At 68.6% G+C, this 16,707-nt stretch carries 12 protein-coding genes; 5 read left to right on the forward strand and 7 right to left on the reverse strand.

The annotated features are described in order from the left end of the window. Nucleotides 1–140: 140 nt before the first annotated feature. On the reverse strand, nucleotides 141–1,370 hold the full coding sequence (locus GXP76_RS25255) for an FAD-dependent monooxygenase (protein WP_242573895.1): 1,230 nt from the start codon (nucleotides 1,368–1,370) through the stop codon (nucleotides 141–143). Between the two features lie 2 nt (nucleotides 1,371–1,372). Continuing rightward, complete coding sequence (locus tag GXP76_RS25260) at nucleotides 1,373–2,770, reverse strand: MFS transporter (RefSeq protein WP_242573896.1); 1,398 nt, start codon at nucleotides 2,768–2,770, stop codon at nucleotides 1,373–1,375. A 92-nt stretch (nucleotides 2,771–2,862) separates the two neighbouring features. On the opposite strand from GXP76_RS25260, the gene GXP76_RS25265 reads away from it, so the two are divergent. Then, nucleotides 2,863–3,495, forward strand: a complete 633-nt coding sequence (locus tag GXP76_RS25265) for a TetR/AcrR family transcriptional regulator (protein WP_242573897.1) — start codon at nucleotides 2,863–2,865, stop codon at nucleotides 3,493–3,495. 55 nt (nucleotides 3,496–3,550) lie between these two features. On the opposite strand, the gene GXP76_RS25270 is transcribed toward GXP76_RS25265, so the two are convergent. Genes GXP76_RS25270 through GXP76_RS25280 form a run of 3 tightly spaced genes read right to left on the reverse strand, consistent with a single transcriptional unit; the run spans nucleotide 3,551 to nucleotide 5,169 of the window. Then, a complete protein-coding gene (locus tag GXP76_RS25270) occupies nucleotides 3,551–4,039 on the reverse strand; it encodes an N-acetyltransferase (protein ID WP_242573898.1) in 489 nt (162 codons plus the stop codon). Nucleotides 4,040–4,099: 60 nt separating this feature from the next. Then, nucleotides 4,100–4,336, reverse strand: coding sequence for a DUF397 domain-containing protein (locus tag GXP76_RS25275; RefSeq protein ID WP_242573899.1), 237 nt, complete (start codon nucleotides 4,334–4,336; stop codon nucleotides 4,100–4,102). After that, on the reverse strand, nucleotides 4,333–5,169 hold the full coding sequence (locus GXP76_RS25280) for a helix-turn-helix transcriptional regulator (protein ID WP_242573906.1): 837 nt from the start codon (nucleotides 5,167–5,169) through the stop codon (nucleotides 4,333–4,335). The genes GXP76_RS25275 and GXP76_RS25280 overlap by 4 nt, the downstream gene beginning before the upstream one ends. A 156-nt stretch (nucleotides 5,170–5,325) precedes the next feature. On the opposite strand from GXP76_RS25280, the gene GXP76_RS25285 reads away from it, so the two are divergent. From GXP76_RS25285 to GXP76_RS25300, 4 genes are all read left to right on the forward strand, one after another. Next, nucleotides 5,326–5,766: a hypothetical protein gene (locus tag GXP76_RS25285; protein WP_242573900.1), complete on the forward strand. Its 441-nt coding sequence runs from the start codon at nucleotides 5,326–5,328 to the stop codon at nucleotides 5,764–5,766. Between the two features lie 144 nt (nucleotides 5,767–5,910). After that, a complete protein-coding gene (locus tag GXP76_RS25290; protein ID WP_242573901.1) occupies nucleotides 5,911–8,487 on the forward strand; it encodes an enterotoxin A family protein in 2,577 nt (858 codons plus the stop codon). A gap of 217 nt (nucleotides 8,488–8,704) precedes the next feature. Continuing rightward, the gene (locus tag GXP76_RS25295; protein ID WP_242573902.1) at nucleotides 8,705–11,122 is read left to right on the forward strand and encodes an enterotoxin A family protein; all 2,418 of its coding nucleotides are present in this window, start codon (nucleotides 8,705–8,707) and stop codon (nucleotides 11,120–11,122) included. Nucleotides 11,123–11,336: 214 nt separating this feature from the next. Then, on the forward strand, nucleotides 11,337–13,994 hold the full coding sequence (locus tag GXP76_RS25300; RefSeq protein WP_242573903.1) for an ADP-ribosyltransferase: 2,658 nt from the start codon (nucleotides 11,337–11,339) through the stop codon (nucleotides 13,992–13,994). A gap of 82 nt (nucleotides 13,995–14,076) precedes the next feature. Here the strand turns inward: GXP76_RS25300 and GXP76_RS25305 are convergent, their stop codons facing one another. Both GXP76_RS25305 and GXP76_RS25310 read right to left on the reverse strand, forming a co-directional pair. After that, nucleotides 14,077–15,312 (reverse strand): sialidase, encoded by a 1,236-nt coding sequence (locus GXP76_RS25305; protein ID WP_242573904.1) that lies wholly within the window; start codon nucleotides 15,310–15,312, stop codon nucleotides 14,077–14,079. A gap of 194 nt (nucleotides 15,313–15,506) precedes the next feature. Next, a complete protein-coding gene (locus GXP76_RS25310; RefSeq protein WP_242573905.1) occupies nucleotides 15,507–16,691 on the reverse strand; it encodes a GDSL-type esterase/lipase family protein in 1,185 nt (394 codons plus the stop codon). Nucleotides 16,692–16,707 lie beyond the last annotated feature (16 nt).

The following is a 16,707-nucleotide window of genomic DNA, read 5'->3' on the forward strand; positions in this document are numbered from 1 at the left end:
GACGACTCGTCGGAGCTGTGCGTGCTGGTCCTGTGTGTGGGCCTGAACTCCGGCAAGTGAGCCGCACCGACGGGCCCCGCCCCCGGCCTCCGGGGGCGGGGCCCGTCGGCGCGCGTGCCCTGACTCATCTCATGGGCGTCTCACGCGCGTCGCAGAGCCATCGGTTCCGGCAGCGTGAGGGCGGAATGGGCCGGTCGTCCCCCGGGGGCGGGCACGGCGCCGCCCAGTGCGCGCAGCATCTCGTTGCGCCGCTCCAGGGCCTGTGCGGTGGCCGGGAAGAGCGCGGCGTCGCCCTCGCCGACCTGGTCCTGGTTCACGGTCACGAAGTGACGGGTGCTGTGTTCGTACGCGGCGAAGCCCGCGGCGTGGTCCCGGTCGGCCAGGGAAGCGGCGAGCATGTACGCGCCGACGAGCGCGAGGCTTGAGCCCTGTCCGGTGAGGAACGAGGGCGCGTACGCGGCGTCGCCCACCAGCGCGACCCTGCCGGCCGACCAGCGTGGCATCCGGATCTGGCTGACCGTGTCGAAGAACAGGTCGTCCGCGTCGCGCATGGCGGCGACCATCCCCGGGACCTCCCATCCCGCGTCGGCGAAGACCGAGGCGACCAGGTCCCGTTGGGCTTCCGGGTTCCGGAACGCGTCGAACGGCGCTCGCGGCCGGGCGAAGTTCAGGAAGGCGTGCACGTCGTCGCCGCCCCCCACGGCGTAGAGGGCCGCGGCCCTGCCCGGGGTGTTCCACAGCACGGTCTCGTGGGAGAGCCCGAAGGTGTTGCGCATGGTGAACCCGGCGAAGCAGTAGCCGAGATACCGGTGGTACCGCTCCTCTGGGCCGAAGACCGTCGCGCGGGTACGTGAGTGCAGTCCGTCCGCGCCGAACACCATGTCGAACGTACGCCGGCCGCCCCCGCGGAAGGTGACGTCGACCCCGTGGCCGGACTGGTCGAGGGTGTCGACGCGGTCGTCGAACAGGAACTCCACGTCGTCACGGACCGCCGTGTGCAGAGCGCGTGTCAGATCCCCGCGCCGCACCTCGATGTCCTGTCCCGCGACACCGCCGGTGAGGGTGTGCGGGTCGACCGACGCGATCTCGCCGCCGTCCCCGTCGAGGAAGGTCAGCCGGCGCAGATCGATGTGCGCGTCCCGCAGCCCCGGCAGGATGCCCATCCGCCGGACGACCTCAAGTGCGGTGCCGCGCACGTCGATCGGGTAACCCCCGTCACGGAGCGCGCCCGCCTTCTCGACCACCGTGACCTCGTATCCGTAGCGGTTCAGCCAGAACGCGAGGGCGGGCCCCGCGATACTGGCCCCGGATATCAGGACCTTGGGTCTCGGCGTCGTGCGGACATTCCTCAACTGATCGGTGCGGGTCATGGTCATTCCTTGATTCCTTTGCTCATGGTCCGGACGACGAGCAGGGACAGCGCCGTGACGACGGCGGCCATGACGAAGCCGGTGACGAAGGCCGATTCGGCCGGGACGTCCGACCCGGCGGGGGTCGCGGCGGTGAGGATCGCGCCGCTGACCTGCACACCCACGGCGAAGCCGAGCACGCGGGTCACCAGGACCAGGCCGGTGGCGATGCCGGTGTCGCTCTGGTCGACGGATGTGGCGGTGCTGGTCACCATCGCCGTGACGCACAGGCCGTTGGCGAGCGCGATCAGCATCTTGCCGATGACGAGGTGCCAGACCTCGGTGTGTACGGCCGCCAGGGCGATCAGCCCGGCGACCATGATGACGACCCCGGCGGTGACCACGGCACGCGAGCCGTAACGCCGCGCCCCGAGCCCGGCGATCGGCCCGGCCAGCGACGCGGCCACGGCGCCGGGCAGCAGGAAGAAGCCGATCTCGGTGGCACTGGCCCCGAAGCCGTACTCGTCGGCGGAGACCGCGAAGAGCTGCGGGACGAGATAGACCGGCACCGAGGTACCGACGCAGATCACGAACGTCAGCACGCACGACTTCCACACGGCGGGCCGGGCCAGCATCCGCAGATCGACCATCGGCGAGACCGCACGGCGCTCGACGGCGATCCAGCCGGCCACGAAGGCGGCCAGGACCAGGACGAGGGCGGCGAGTACGAGGGGCTGCGAGAGGAGGTCGGGCGCCATCGCGAGTACGAGCATGAGTGTGACCAGCGTCCCGCTCAGCAGGGCCAGTCCGGGCCAGTCGACGCCTGAGCCGTCCGAACGACCGGGCGGATCATGGGGCATCAGCCTGTTCACGAGCAGGGTGGACCCGATGACCGCGATCGTCGGCAGCGCGAACATCCAGTGCCGGGACAGCCCTTCGGCCACCGGCCCGGCCGACAGCGTTCCCGCCATCCCGCCCCCGACGAACAGCCCGCTGACCACCCCGATGGCCACCTTCGCCTCTCCGGCGGGGAGGTGTTCGCGTACGAGGATGAACGACAGGGGCAGCGCGCCCACCATCGCCCCCTGAAGTATCTGACCGAGCAGCAGCACCGGCAGATTGGGCGCCATGGCGGACACCAGACCGCCGGCACAGACCACCGCCATCAGCCGGATCAGGACCCGTTTTCCGCCGTAGCGGTCACCGAACTTGCCCGCGACCGGCGTGATGAGCGCGCCGGTGATGAGCAGCACGATGCTGAGTAACGCGCCTTCGGCCGGGCTCATGCGCAGTTCGCGTTGCAGGAGCGGGAGCGTCGGCGTCACCACCGATTCCAGGGCGCCGGTGGCGAGGGCCAGCATGCCGAGGGACCAGACAGCGGCCCTTCCGATGCGGACCGGTGGAGTGAGAGTTGCGGTCATGGACGTCCTTCCGTCATGGCGGGGCGGGCAAGGGGTCGATGCCGAGCCGTAACTACACTACACCGTGCAGTGTAGGACGCTAGGATGAGTCCATGCCGACCACGAAGACGCTGCGCGAGGGGTCCACACACAAGCGGGCCGCCATCCTCTCGGCGGCCCGCGAACTGTTCCTTGCCGACGGCTTCGACCGGTCCAGCGTGGACGCGGTCGCCGCGCGCGCCGGGGTGTCCAAGCGGACGGTCTACGACTACTTCGGCGACAAGCAGACCCTGTTGCGGGCGGTCGTGGACGCCGTCGGGGAGTCGATGATCGCCACGGTCCGGCGCACCCTCGACGACACCCTCACCGACCTCACCGAGGACACCGGTCTTGAGGACGCCCTGGTCACGTTCTCGATGCGCATCTCGACCGACATGCTCGACTCGGCGGAGTACGCGACGCTGCAACGACTGGTCCGCGCGGAATCCGGCAACCTGCCCCACCGGGGCTACAACTCCATGGCCGACACCCCCGACGAGGCACTCGCCGAGCGGTTCGCCGCCCTCGCCGAGGCCGGGCTGCTCGACGTCCCCGACCCCCGGCTCGCGGCCGATCAGTTCATCGCGCTGACCTTCGGCGTCGCGCTGGACAGGCTCGGTTCCGCGAACGCCGCCGAGGACGACCGTGTCCGGCCCCTCGTCGTCGAGGGAGTGCGGACCTTCCTGCGCGCGTACCGGACCGGATAGCGCCGGGTCGGTACGCGGTGGTGCGACCGGGCCCGACGGACCGTCCGGTCATCGCTCAGTGAGCGCCGGCCGGACTCGGCGCCAACTCGGCGACCAGCTCGTCACCGTCGACCACCCCGGTGGGCACGAATCCCAGCGATGCGTAGAGCCGTCCGGCGACGACGTTGTCCGGATGCCAGGAGAGCCGGATCGCCCAGCAACCCTCCTGCGCCCCCAGCCAGCCCGTCATGGTCCGCAGCAGGGCGCGGCCGACACCCTTGCCCTGCTCGGCGGCGTCGATCAGCATTCCGCCGATCCAGTGCGAGCCGTCGTCGTCCCGGCCCCACATGACGTGACCGACGACCGCGGCGTCGGCACAGACCGCCAGCGAGTTCCAGTCGTCCTCGCGCATCGACAGCAGGAGATAGCGGGCCGCCGTGGCGGCGACATAACTCCGCTGGTCGTCGAGAGGCGCGACGTCGGCGACGGCGCGCCAGTTCTCGCCGTCCACCTCTCGCAAGGTGACGTGCCGTCCGGCCTTGTCGGTGAACCCGTAATCAATCACGCGACGAGGCTAGTGCGCGCGGTTCAGCGACGCGTGAGAGTTTTTTCCGTCGCGGCCGGGTCATTCGGCCCAGGTGAGGAACGCCGCCCAGGCTGCGGGGGCGACGGCGAAGGTGGGGCCTTCGTGGACCTTGGAGTCGCGGAGGTGGACGGCGTGGGGGCAGGTGGCGACCTCGACGCACTCGCCGCCGCTGTCACTGCTGTAGCTCGACTTGTGCCAGTCGAAGGCGACCTCGACGCATTCGCCGCCGCTGGAGCTGCTGTAGCTCGACTTGAACCACCGCAAGGTGCTGGTCATTCCTGTTCTCCTGCCAACCGCTCGATGAGGCCCAGCGATTCACGAGGACCCAGGGCCTGTGATCGGATCTTCGCATAACGCTGGGCGTAGGTGCTCACCTTTGCGGGGTCGGAGATCAGCAGGCTCTCGTCCTGTGGTTCGAGGTAGGCCAGATGGTCATGTTCTGGTGTCTCCACCAGGGTCATTCCGCCTCGTGCTCCCGCGTGCTCGGCACTCAGGCCGCAGTCCAGCGGGAGCACCTGAAGTGTCACGTTACGGCGCCTCCCGCACTCCGCCAAGTGCGAAAGCTGGTCACGCATGACCTCCCGGCTCCCGATCGTCCGCCGGAGCACCGACTCCTCCAGGATGACTTCGATGAGCGCCACCGGCTCCCGGTTGAACAGCGCCTTCCGCGCCATCCTTGCCTCGACCAATTCCTCCACCCGCTGTTCGGACAGGGGCGGATAGCCTCCGCCGATCAGCGCCCGTGCGTACGCCTCTGTCTGGAACAGGCCGTGCACCACCAGCGTCGCGTACAGACACAGGCCCACCGCCTTCTGCTCCAGCAGCACATAGTTCTTGAACTGCGCCGGGTACTTGTCCAGCCGTACGTACTCCCGCGCCTGCTCGAAGATGCCGATCTCGTCACCCAGCGCCCGTTCCAGCGCCACCAGCATGTCGTCGCTCGCCGGTTGCGCGCAGGTCTCCATCGCGCTCACGGCTGCCGCCGAGAAGCCGATTTCGGCGCCGAGTTGTTCCTGCGTCAGGTTCTTCCGTACGCGCATCGTGCGCGCGATGTCCGCCACCAATCGCGTCGCCGGACCCGCCGATTCCTTGTTCTCTGCTCGCGCCATTGCGATCACCGTTTCGACTCGACCGGACTCAACCGGTCACAACTGATCCTCGCTGAATTCGACCTCACGTAACGGGAGTTCGTGCAGGTCAACCGGTGTCCGACCGCTCCCGTCGCACCATGGAAAACGCTACCGGCGACTACGCAGAATGTCCGCGTGAATACAGAGAATGAGCGTTCATCGCGCGACTGGCTACCCAAGACGGGATTCCAGCTCCGCAAGGCCGGTGTGCGATTCGACGCCGTGCGCGTCGACGGGGCGGACGGACGGCGACTCGCCGACATGATGGACTCCATTACCGCGGGAGATCCCGGCCCCATCGTGACCGAGTCGAATCGGTGCCGGGCGGTGTACTTCTATCTCCCCGCCGGGAGCACCGCGTACCGGGTCTGGGCGCCTGGGGTGACGCGGTTCAACTCCGTCAGCGGCACCGTGAGTTACGTCCCGGTGCCCGCGCTCAGCGGGGACACCTGGCCGCTTTTCTGGTACTGCCCGCCCTCGAATCCGGACCGCTTCGTCCATCCGGCGATCCTGCGCAATGCCGCTGCCGCGCTGTTCGGGCACCCGATGTCGTTCGCCGGGGAAGACGGCCGCTGAGCTGCGGTTTGGGCCCGGCATGGGTCCTGGGGTGGGTCCGAGGGCCCTTCGAATTGGAGTGCGTACGTACCTAGTGTCCGGTATACGCGCCGGGTTGGGGGACTGGGCGACATGCACGTCGTTGCTTGAAAGGTTTTCCCGTTGTTGGACTCGAAGGGCCTGGCGCTCCAGGCCGGCGCACCGCCGGCGCATCGCTGGGAGTTGCCGAAACCGCTGATCGTGACCCGGGTTCTGCTGTATCTGATATTCGCCCTGACGTTGATGGGCGGCGTCGGTGTGGTGGACTCGATGCTGGATCTCGGCCGTCACATCACGCCGACGTTGACTCTGGCCGCGCTGTACGCGGTGGTGCCGGGGATCGCGGCCGTGGTGCTGGCGCGGCGGTTGTGGACCGGGGGGAAAGCGGTCTGGTTCGCGTTGATCGGGCTCCAGGCGTGGCTGCTGATCGGCAGCGTCGTCAATCTGTACGCGGGTTCCACGCGCGGGCTCAGTCAAATGCTGCTTCCGGGCGCGTTGTTGGCGCTGCTGAGTGTGGGTGCGAGCCGGGCGTGGTTCGAGCTGCCGACGGATCAGCGGGCCAAGAGGCCACCGTTGACGCTTGGGCGGCTGCGCCGCGAGGCGTTCCCGTCGATTCCGCATCTGATCACGTGGCGGCGGAATCGGGGCCAGTCCACCGTCGAGTACGTCGGCATGGTCGGCCTGGTCGCGCTGATCATCGGCACGCTTCTCTTCAGCGGAGTGGGTACCCAGGTCGCGACCGGTCTCCAGAACGCGGTGTGCAACGTCCTGGGCGGCGAGTGCGAGAGCGAGACGGTCGTCGGGGACGACGGTGGCGGCGACAACGGCGGGGGTGACTCCGGCGGGGGCGACAACGGCGGTTCTTCCGGTGGCGGCGACAACGGTGGCTCCGACAGCGGCGGTGGTGCTGACGGCGGTAGTGACTCCGGTGGTTCGGACAGCGGTGGTTCTTCTGGCGGTGCGGACGGAGGTTCGGACTCCGGTGGTTCCGACAGCGGTGGTTCCTCTGGCGGTGCGGACGGAGGTTCGGACTCCGGCGGTTCGGACAGCGGTGGTGCGGTCGGGGGTGCGTCTGGCAGCTCGTCCGGTGGTAACAGCTCCGGCGGTGGTGACAGCGGCGGGTCCGACAGCGGCGGTGGTGCGGACGGCGGTGGCGATTCCGGTGGTTCCGACAGCGGTGGTTCTTCTGGCGGTGCTGACGGTGGTGGTGACTCCGGTGGTTCCGACAGCGGTGGTTCTTCCGGTGGTGCTGACGGCGGTGGCGACAGTGGCGGCTCCGACTCCGGTGGTTCGGACTCCGGCGGCGGTGCTGACGGCGGTGGCGATTCCGGAGGTTCCGACAGCGGTGGTTCTTCCGGTGGTGCTGATGGCGGTGGTGACTCCGGTGGTTCCGACAGCGGCGGTTCTTCCGGTGGTGCTGACGGTGGCGGCGACAGTGGCGGCTCCGACTCCGGTGGTTCGGACTCCGGCGGCGGTGCTGACGGCGGTGGCGACAGCGGCGGTTCCGACAGCGGTGGAAACTCCAGCGGTGGGAACTCCAGCGGTGGCCTGGTCAGTGGCGGTCTGATCAGCGGTGGTCTGATCAGCGGTGGTCTGATCAGCGGTGGCCTGGTCAGTGGCGGCCTGTCCGGTGGTAACAACTCCGGCGGCAGCAGCAGCGGCGGCAGCTCCGGTGGTAACAACTCCGGCGGTGGCAGCAGCGGCGGTGAAGAGGACTGCGACGACGGGGGATCTTCCTCGGGCGGTGGGAGCTCTGCATCTGGTGGTGGCTCGACCACTGGTGGCCATCCGCCACCCGGTTCCGGTCCTCGCCTCATCTCGTTCTGCGACGACGACGATGACGACGATGACGACGATGACGAAGACTGCCGGGACAACAAGAACGCTTCCTTCTACGGAAGTGTGACCGGCGGATCCGGCAGCGGTCGCTACATACTCGCCGCGGCCGGGGCTCGTACGCACGTTGTCGCCAGTGGCGACCTGCTCGTGGCAGCTCCCAGTGCTCCTTCTCCGATGGACCTGGCGCAGACGCTGTCGGGAAGCTCTCTGGCCGGTGTCGACACGTTCCAGGACGTGAAGAACCGGTTCACCCTTGCCATCGGTCTCACTGACCTGCCGCCCCCGCCCATCCCGGACGATCCCGAGCCCGAGCCGGAGGACGAGCCCGAGCCGGAGCCCGAGCCGGAGCCGGAGCCGGAACCTCAGCCGGAGCCGGAGGAGTGCACGCTCCCCGACCCGACGAACAACCCTCATCCCGAGGTCGCGGTCACCGACGTGGATACGTCGGGCCTCCCGAAGAACACGAAGTGGCGCGAGACGGACGAGACTCTGTACCGCTTCGACGACCGTCCGCCGGACGAGATCTTCGTGGACGACTTCGAGCCGAAGAACCCGGACAACATGGATCTGTACAACTACGTCGACAAGAACACGGAATCCGGGTTCGTCTCGACAACGACGGAGGAGAACCCGAAGCCTTTCTACGGGCAGGACTGGGTCTACGAGATCGACGCTCCGGGCGGGATCGATGTCAACGGGACCTTCGGGAACAACAGCCCTCACCCCAACGAGAACGAGATCGCCTTCCCCGGCGGGATCGACTCGAAGTACATCAAGGGCGCCTGGAAGCTGAACCCGGACGGCACCAGGACCGGTGAGTTCATAGAGAACGAGTACTACGAGCCACCGGACGAGCGGGACTGACATCCGCCGCTGAGCGGAACCGGCTGCCGGCCCACCGGGCCGTGGGAACCCCCCACGGCCCGGTGGCCTTTTTCGTTACGGCGGCCCCGGCGTGGGCCCGGAGGTGGGTCCTCGGGCCCTTCGGATTGGGTCTCGCTCGTACATACCGTGGCGCCAGACGCGTCATGGCTGGTTCGGGGGAGCCTGGCTTCAAAGGCAGTTGGTGGAAGGGTTTCCCGTGTCGGATTCAACGAGCCTGGCCTTCCCGGTGGGCGCACCGCCGCACCGCTGGGAGTTGCCGAGATCACTCGCAGCGACGCGGGTTCTCCTGTATCTGATGTTCGGCCTCACGCTGCTGGGCGGCGTGGGTGTGCTGAACTCGCTGCTGGAGCTGGGCACTCGCATCACGCCGGCGCTGAGTCTGGCGGCGTTGTACGCGGTGGTGCCGGGGATCGCGGCTGTGGTTCTGGCGCGGCGGTTGTGGACCGGTGGGAAAGCGGTCTGGTTCTCCCTGCTCGGTCTCCAGGCGTGGCTGCTGGTCGGCAGCGTCGTCAATCTGTACGGGGGATCGGCGCGGGGGCTTAGTCAACTGCTGCTGCCGGGTGCCTTGTTGACGCTTATCAGTCTGGGTGCGAGCCGGGCCTGGTTCGAACTACCGGCTGAACAGCGCGCGGTGAGGCCGCGCTTGACGTTTGAGCGGTTGCGGCGCGAGGCGCTTCCGTCGATTCCGCGCTTGATCGGGTGGCGCCGGAACCGCGGTCAGTCCACGGTCGAGTACGTCGGTCTGATCGGCCTCGTCGCCCTCATCATCGGCGCGCTGCTGTTCGGTGGCGTGGGAACCCAGGTCGCGAGCGGTCTTCAGACAGCGGTCTGCAACATCCTTGGCGGTGACTGCGAGTCGACGACGGTCGTCGGGGATGGGGGCGACTCCGGTGGCGGGAGCAACGGTGGCGGTGACTCCGGCGGTGGGAACAACGGCGGTGGTGACTCCGGCGGTGATTCCGGCGGGAGTAAAGGCGGTTCGTCTGGTGGCGGGGACAACGGCGGCGGTGGTGACTCCGCTGGCAGCAACGGCGGTGGCGACTCCGATGGAGACGACTCCGGTGGTGGTTCCTCTGGTGGTGGGAACTCCGGCAGCAGCGACTCCGGCGGTGGTGACTCCGGCGGTGGTGACTCCGGTGGGAGCAGTGGTGGTTCGCCCTCCGGTGGAGGGAACTCCGGCGGTGGTGACAGCGGTGGTGACTCCGATGGAGACGACTCCGGTGGCGGTGACAGCGGTGGTTCGTCCTCCGGTGGGGGGAACTCGGGCGGCAGCGACTCCGGTGGCAGCGACTCCGGTGGGAGTGACGGTGGTTCGTCCGGTGGTTCCTCGGGTGGTTCGTCCTCCGGTGGTTCGTCCGGCGGCGGTGACAGCGGTGGTTCGTCCTCCGGTGGGCGGAATTCGGGCGGCAGCGACTCCGGTGGCAGCGACTCCGGTGGGAGTGATGGTGGTTCGTCCGGTGGTTCCTCGGGTGGTTCGTCCTCCGGTGGTTCGTCCGGCGGCGGCGACTCCGGTGGAGGGAACTCCGGCGGTGGTGATTCCGGTGGAAGCAGCGGCGGTTCATCCTCCGGCGGTGGGCACTCGGGCGGTGGCAACTCCGGTGGCGGGTCGAGCGGTGGCAACAACGACGACACCGAGGTCGAATGCAATCCCACCGGCGCCGGGTCTCAGTGGGGCCTGACCGGTTGCAAGGAGAAGAAGAAGGACGACGACAAAGACGACGAGGACAAGAAGGACGACGACAAAGACGACCAGGACAGAGACGACGACACCGAGGTCGAATGCAATCCCACCGGCGCCGGGTCTCAGTGGGGCCTGACCGGTTGCAAGGAGAAGAAGAAGGACGACGACAAAGACGACGAGGACAAAGACGAGGACAAGGACGACTGCCGGGACACCCAGGCAGCCTTCTACGGCAGCGTGCCGAACGGCGGGGCCGGCAGCGGGCGCTACACACTTGCCTCGGCCGGTACTCGTACGACCGTTGTCGTCAGTGGCACCACACTGTTGGCAGCCCCCGAAACTACTTCCTCGGCGGACCTCGCGGAGTTGCTGGCTCGGGCCGCCCTGGCCGGCGTCGACACGTACGCAGGCGCGGAGGACCTGAACCGCTTGCGTCTTGACGCGGCCCGTTGCGACGACCCGAGGTCCAACCCTCATCCGGAAGTGGCGGTCAAGGACGTTGACACGTCCGGCCTGCCGAAGAACACGAAGTGGCGGACCACGGACGAGCCCCTGTACCGCTTCGACGACCGTCCGCCGGAGGAGGTCTTCGTGGACGACTTCGAGCCGAAGGATCCGAACAACATGGATCTGTACAACTACGTCGACAAGAACAAGGAATCCGGGTTCGTCTCGACAACGACGGAGGAGAACCCGAAGCCGTTCTACGGCCAGGACTACGTCTACGAGATCGACGCTCCGGGTGGAATCGATGTCAACGGGACCTTCGGGCAGAACAGTCCCCACCCCAATGAGAACGAGATAGCCTTCCCCGGCGGAATTGATTCGAAGTACATCAAGGGCGCCTGGAAGCTCAATCCGGACGGCAGCAGGACCGGCGAGTTCATAGAGAACGAGTACTACGAGTCGCCGGAGGAGCGGGGAGAGGCCTGACAGCCGCCGGCCGCAGACCGGCCGCGCCGACCGACCACCGGGTCGTGGGATTCCCACGGCCCGGTGGCCTTTTTCGTTACGGCGGGCCCGGCATGGGCCCGGAGGTGGGTCCTCGGGCCCTTCGGATTGGGTCTTGGTTCTACCTACCTTGGCCGCATACGCGTCGCGGCTGGGGGAGCCGGACTTCTTTTGCAGTTGGTGGAAGGGTTTTCCCGTGCTGGACTCGAAGAGCCTGGGCCTCCAGGCCGCCGCACCGCCGCACCGCTGGGAGTTGCCGAGACCTCTCGCAGCGACGCGGGTTCTCCTGTATCTGATGTTCGGCCTCACGCTGCTGGGCGGCGTGGGTGTGCTGAACTCGCTGCTGGAGCTGGGCACTCGCGTCACGCCGACGCTGAGTCTGGCAGCGGTGTACGCGATGGCACCGGGGATCGCGGCTGTGGTCCTTGCGCGGCGGCTGTGGACCGGCGGGAAAGCGGTCTGGTTCGCCCTGATCGGCCTTCAGGCGTGGCTTCTGGTGGGCAGTGTCGCCAATCTGTACGCCGGTTCAGCGCGCGGGGTCAGCCAACTTCTGCTGCCGGGGCTGCTGTTGGCCTTGGTGAGCGTGGGTGCGAGCCGGGCCTGGTTCGAACTGCCCGCGGAGCAGCGGGCGGTGAAGCCCCGCTGGACGGTCCGGCGGCTGAAGCGGGACGGGAAGCTGTCGATTCCGCACCTGATCAAGTGGCGCCGCAATCGCGGTCAGTCGACGGTCGAGTACGTCGGGATGGTCGGCCTGGTCGCCCTCATCATCGCCGCGCTCATGATGACCGGCGTAGGAACCACTGTCGCGGACGGGCTTCAGACGCAGGTCTGCAAGATCCTCGGCGGCGACTGCGAGTCGAGTGTGGTCGGGCAGGACGAGGGTGAGGCCGGCGGTGTTTCCAGCGGCGGTTCCTCCAACGGTGGTTCGTCCAGCGGTGGGAACTCGGGTGGCGGTGACTCCGGGGGTGACTCGGGCGGTGACAGCGGGGGCGACTCCGGCGGCGGCGACAACGGTGGCAGTGACAGCGGGGGCGACTCCGGTGGCAGTGACAGCGGCGGTGACTCCGGTGGCAGTGACTCCGGCGGTGATTCCGGCAGTGGCGGGAACTCCGGCGGGGGTGACAGCGGCGGCGACTCCGGCGGCAGTTCCTCCGGCGGCAGTTCCTCGGGCGGCAGTTCCTCGGGCGGCAGTTCCTCGAACGGTGGGAACTCCGGTGGAGGTGACAGCGGCGGTGACTCCGGCGGAAGCTCCGGTGGTTCGTCTAGCGGTGGTTCGTCCAGCGGTGGTTCCGATGGCGGTGGCGATTCCGGCGGCAGCTCCGGCGGTTCGTCGAGCGGTGGTTCTTCCAGCGGTGGGAACTCCGGCGGCGGTGACAGCGGTGGCGACTCCGGTGGTTCGTCCAGCGGTGGGAGTTCCTCGGGTGGCTCGTCCAGCGGTGGTTCTTCCAGCGGCGGTTCATCGAGCGGTGGTTCGTCGAGTGGCGGCTCCTCTGGAGGCGGTTCGTCCAGCGGTGGTTCCTCCAGCGGTGGTTCCTCGGGCGGTTCGTCCAGTGGTGGCTCTTCCAGCGGTGGTTCCTCGGGCGGTTCGTCCAGTGGTGGCTCTTCCAGCGGTGGTTCGTCCGGCGGCAGCTCCTCCAGCGGCAGCTCCTCCAGCGGCGGCAACGAGGACGACCAGGACGACGACGATGACGACGACGAGGACGAGGACGAAGAGCCGGAAGTCGAGTGCAATCCGGTCATGGCCCCCTGGGGCATGATGCAGAGCTGCCGCGAAGTCGGCCCCGGTGGCTCCGACAACGGCGGGAGCAACGGCGGTAACGAGGACGAGGACGAAGAGGAAGAAGAGGAAGAGGAAGAGGAAGAGGAAGAGGAAGACAAGGAAGAGTGCCCGGACGGCACCCAGGTCGCCTACCGCGGCAAGGTGACCGTTGGTGCGGTCGGCAGCGGGCGCTACATCCTCGCCGCTGCCGGGGGCGGTACACCCGTCGCCTACAGGGGCACCACGCTCGCGGCTCCCGGGGTCGACCCGATGAGCATGCTGAACGAGCTCTCCGCCGCAGCTGTCCCCGGGATGGACACGTACCAGGAGGTGGAGGAGAGGCTCCAGAACGCCCTCGGGCTCACCGACCCGCCGCCCCCGCCGATCCCGGACGACCCCGAGCCCGACCCCGAGTCGAAGCCGGAACCCAAGCCGAAGCCCGAGCCGAAGCCGAAGCCGCCGCACCTCCAGGGCTGCCCGGTCAAGACTCCGATGAACGTCCTGGACAGCATCCCGGACTACAAGCCGGGCAAGGACGGGCGGAAGGAGTGGTCGGAGGAGGTCGAGAAGATCGCCAAGCAGAATCCGATGACCAAGGACTTCACGGCCGAGGACGCGCTGACCATCGCCGACTACACCGGACCCAAGGCCGCGGAGATCAACAAGTGGCTCCGTGATCCGGCGAACCGGGGCCAGGACCATCCGTTCAAGGACAAGATGGACCGTGCTCTGGACCATCTGCCTCGGGTCGAGGGGACGTTCTACCGAGGCACGTTCATGTCGGACGAGATGATCAAGAAGCTCGCCTCGGGTGAGTCGGTCGAGTTCCCGGAGTACCTCAGCACGTCCAGTGATCCGGCAAAGGCCGAACGCGCTCTGAAGCAGACGGAGAACAAGAACATCTCCGGTGGTGAGAACGTCCTGCTCGAAGTCGAGACCGACAACGGCCGCAACATCGACCCCCTGTCCCGCTACCGGGGCAAGGAGTCGGAGGTCCTCATCCCGCGTGGCGGCCAGTTCGAGAAGGTCGGCGAGACGACGAAGATCATCGGCGGCAAGGAGTACAAGGTCATCAAGGTGAAGCAGGTGGGCTGAGCCGGCCTATCGATGTGTACGGCCCTGTGCGGTGACCGTTCGGTCGCCGCACAGGGCCGTCGTCCTTCAGGTGCCCGGTGGATCAGTACACGTAGCTGGTGTTTCCGCCGAGGGACGCGGCGACGTTCTGGATCGCCGACCGGGAGTTGAGGGTGGTGACGGCCTCGCCACGCGCCGTGGTGGTGCGGTCGCCGAGCTGGCCCTCGTTGTTGTGGCCCCACGTGACGACGTCGTCGCCGAACTTGGCGATGCCGTGGTTGGCGCCTGCCGCGATCTGCTCGGCGCCCGCCAGGCGGGGGATCGCGACGGGAACCGTGCGGTTGGTCCGCGGCGCCTTGGCGTCGGCGTTGTTCGGGTTGGCGTACGGGTTGGCGTTGGGGTTGGTGCGGGCCGGGCGCTCGGACTGGAGGAGCTGGTTGTTCTTGTTGTTGCCCCAGCCCCAGACCATGCCGTCGCCGGTGATGGCGTAGTTGTGGTTGGCGCCCGCCTCGATGTCGTTCACCTCGCCGAGCCAGTCGACGTCCACGGGGACGAGCGCGGACTTCGTGGAGGAGTTGCCGAGCTGCCCGGACGAGTTGTTGCCCCAGGACTTGACGGTCCTGTCGGCGGTCAGCGCCAGCGCGTGGTGGCAGCCGGCGTCGATGTCGGTGACGTTCTCCAGCCCCTTGACCACGCGGGGGGTGGAGGCGGTGGCGCGGGTGCCGTTGCCGAGAGCGCCGTAGACGCCGCGGCCCCAGGCGTAGACCTTGCCGTTCTCCAGCAGCGCGAGGCTGAAGTCGCAGCCGGCCGAGACCTGCTTGACCTTGGACAGGCCCTGGACGCGGTTCGGGACGGCGCGGGCGTCGCCCGTGCGGCCGTTGCCGAGCTGACCGTAGGTGTTGTCACCCCACGAGTACACCTGGCCCTTCTCGTTCATCGCGAGCGCGTGCTCACCACCGGCGGCGACGTCCTTGATGTTGGCCAGGCCCGGCACGGTGGCCGGGGCGCTCTGGCTCTTGCGGTTGCCGTTGCCGAGCTGGCCGGAGGCGTTGTTGCCCCACGACTTGACCTTCTTCTTCGTCAGGGCGAGCGCGAAGGTGTCGGACGAGGCGGTGCCGCCCGCGGAGATCCGGTCGACGTCACCGCGGAAGAGGTTCTTGACGGGGACGGGGCGGGAGCTGTCCGCGCTGGTCCCGTTGCCGAGCTGGCCGGTGCGGCCGGCGCCCCAGCTCAGAACGGACGGGCTGTCCTGGACGGGGGCGGCGGAGGCCGCGGCCGTCGGGGTGATTGCGAGACCGGCGGTCAGGGCGGCGGTCAGGAGCGCGCGACTACGGCGCATGGGGATTCCTCTCAGGATGCTGTGGCCCCGTCCTCGCGGGACCGCATCTGATCATCGGTATGTCCCATGGGCAGCCCCTGAGGCGCGACCGGCCGCACACCCGGATGGACCCGGACGGCGACCCGAACGGCGCGCATGTACGCGCAGAGCCGTGTGCGGCGCGGAGCCCCGCCGGTTCGGCGGAGGCGGTGGGATCAGGGGGCCGAGGGCGTCAGACAGGTGGGCGTGAACGCTCGCTCCGCGAAGCGTTCTCCCATCCGGCGGTGGGTCGCGGCGTCCGGATGGAGTTCGTCCGGGAGCGGCAACTCCGCGTAGTCCGCCTCCCCGTACAGCTCCCGGCCGTCCAGGTAGTGCAGGTTCGGGTCCCGTGCCGACCGCTGTTCGACGATCCGGGCCAGCTCGTCCCGGACGACGTTCAGCGTCAGCTTTCCGGTCGCCCGCTCGGCCGGGTCGCCCGACGCCAGGAACCTCATCCGCCCTTCGGCCATGCCGGCGAAGTCCGGGGCGCTCGGGCCGGGGGTGTCCTCGTGGATCGGGCACAGGATCGGCGAGACCACCAGCAGCGGTGTCGTCGGGTGGCCCTCGCGGACGGTGTCGAGGAAGCCGTGGACGGCGGGGGTGAAGGCGCGCAGACGCATCAGGTCGGCGTTGACGAGGTTGATGCCGATCTTGACGCTGAGCAGGTCGGCCGGGGTGTCCCGCATCGTCCGGGCCGTGAACGGGTCGAGCAGCGCGCCGCCGCCGAAGCCCAGGTTGATCAGCTCCACGCCGCCGAGGCCGGCGGCGAGCGCGGGCCAGGTGGTGGTGGGGCTCGCGGCGTCGGAGCCGTGGCTGATCGAGCTGCCGTGGTGCAGCCAGACCGGGCGGCCCCGGTCGCGTACGGGCTCCACGGGGGCGTCGGTGCGCAGGGCGACGAGTTCGGTGGCCTCGTTGTGCGGCAGCCAGATCTCGATGTCCTTCTCGCCCTCGGGCAGGTCGCCGAAGCGGAGGGTGCCGGGTGGGCCGGGTGTCTGCTCGGCGGTCCCCGCGGCCATGTCGATGGTCAGGGTGTTGCCTCCCGTGACGTGTGCCCGGCCGGCCGGGCGGCCGTCGACGAGCAGGTCGTACAGACCGTCGGGGCGCGGCGGGGCGCCCACGTAGACGCGCTTGGTGGGCAGCGTCTCCAGTTCGACGACGGTGGCCCGGGTGCGGAACGCCAGCCGTACGCCGGAGGGCTGGGCCTCCGACATGGCCAGTTGCGGGTCGGTGTTCTGGGCGCGGGCCCACGCGGGGAGCCGGTGCGGCAGGACGCCTCGCGCGGTGCGCTCCAGTTCGAGGGCGCCGTGCAGGATGCCGGTGGTGACGGGAGTGGTGGTCAGGGGGTGGTGTCCGGTGCTCATGGTGTCTGCCTAGGTG

It is taken from the genome of Streptomyces sp. NP-1717 (assembly GCF_022695985.1).
GTDB lineage: Bacteria > Actinomycetota > Actinomycetes > Streptomycetales > Streptomycetaceae > Streptomyces.

What these genes read in the sequence shown, in the direction of transcription:
- GXP76_RS25255 (WP_242573895.1), bottom strand. Translation starts at nt 1,370, where the DNA reads ATGACCCGCACCGATCAGTTGAGGAATGTCCGCACGACGCCGAGACCC.
- GXP76_RS25260 (WP_242573896.1), bottom strand. Translation starts at nt 2,770, where the DNA reads ATGACCGCAACTCTCACTCCACCGGTCCGCATCGGAAGGGCCGCTGTC.
- GXP76_RS25265 (WP_242573897.1), top strand. Translation starts at nt 2,863, where the DNA reads ATGCCGACCACGAAGACGCTGCGCGAGGGGTCCACACACAAGCGGGCC.
- GXP76_RS25275 (WP_242573899.1), bottom strand. Translation starts at nt 4,336, where the DNA reads ATGACCAGCACCTTGCGGTGGTTCAAGTCGAGCTACAGCAGCTCCAGC.
- GXP76_RS25280 (WP_242573906.1), bottom strand. Translation starts at nt 5,169, where the DNA reads ATGGCGCGAGCAGAGAACAAGGAATCGGCGGGTCCGGCGACGCGATTG.
- GXP76_RS25305 (WP_242573904.1), bottom strand. Translation starts at nt 15,312, where the DNA reads ATGCGCCGTAGTCGCGCGCTCCTGACCGCCGCCCTGACCGCCGGTCTC.
- GXP76_RS25310 (WP_242573905.1), bottom strand. Translation starts at nt 16,691, where the DNA reads ATGAGCACCGGACACCACCCCCTGACCACCACTCCCGTCACCACCGGC.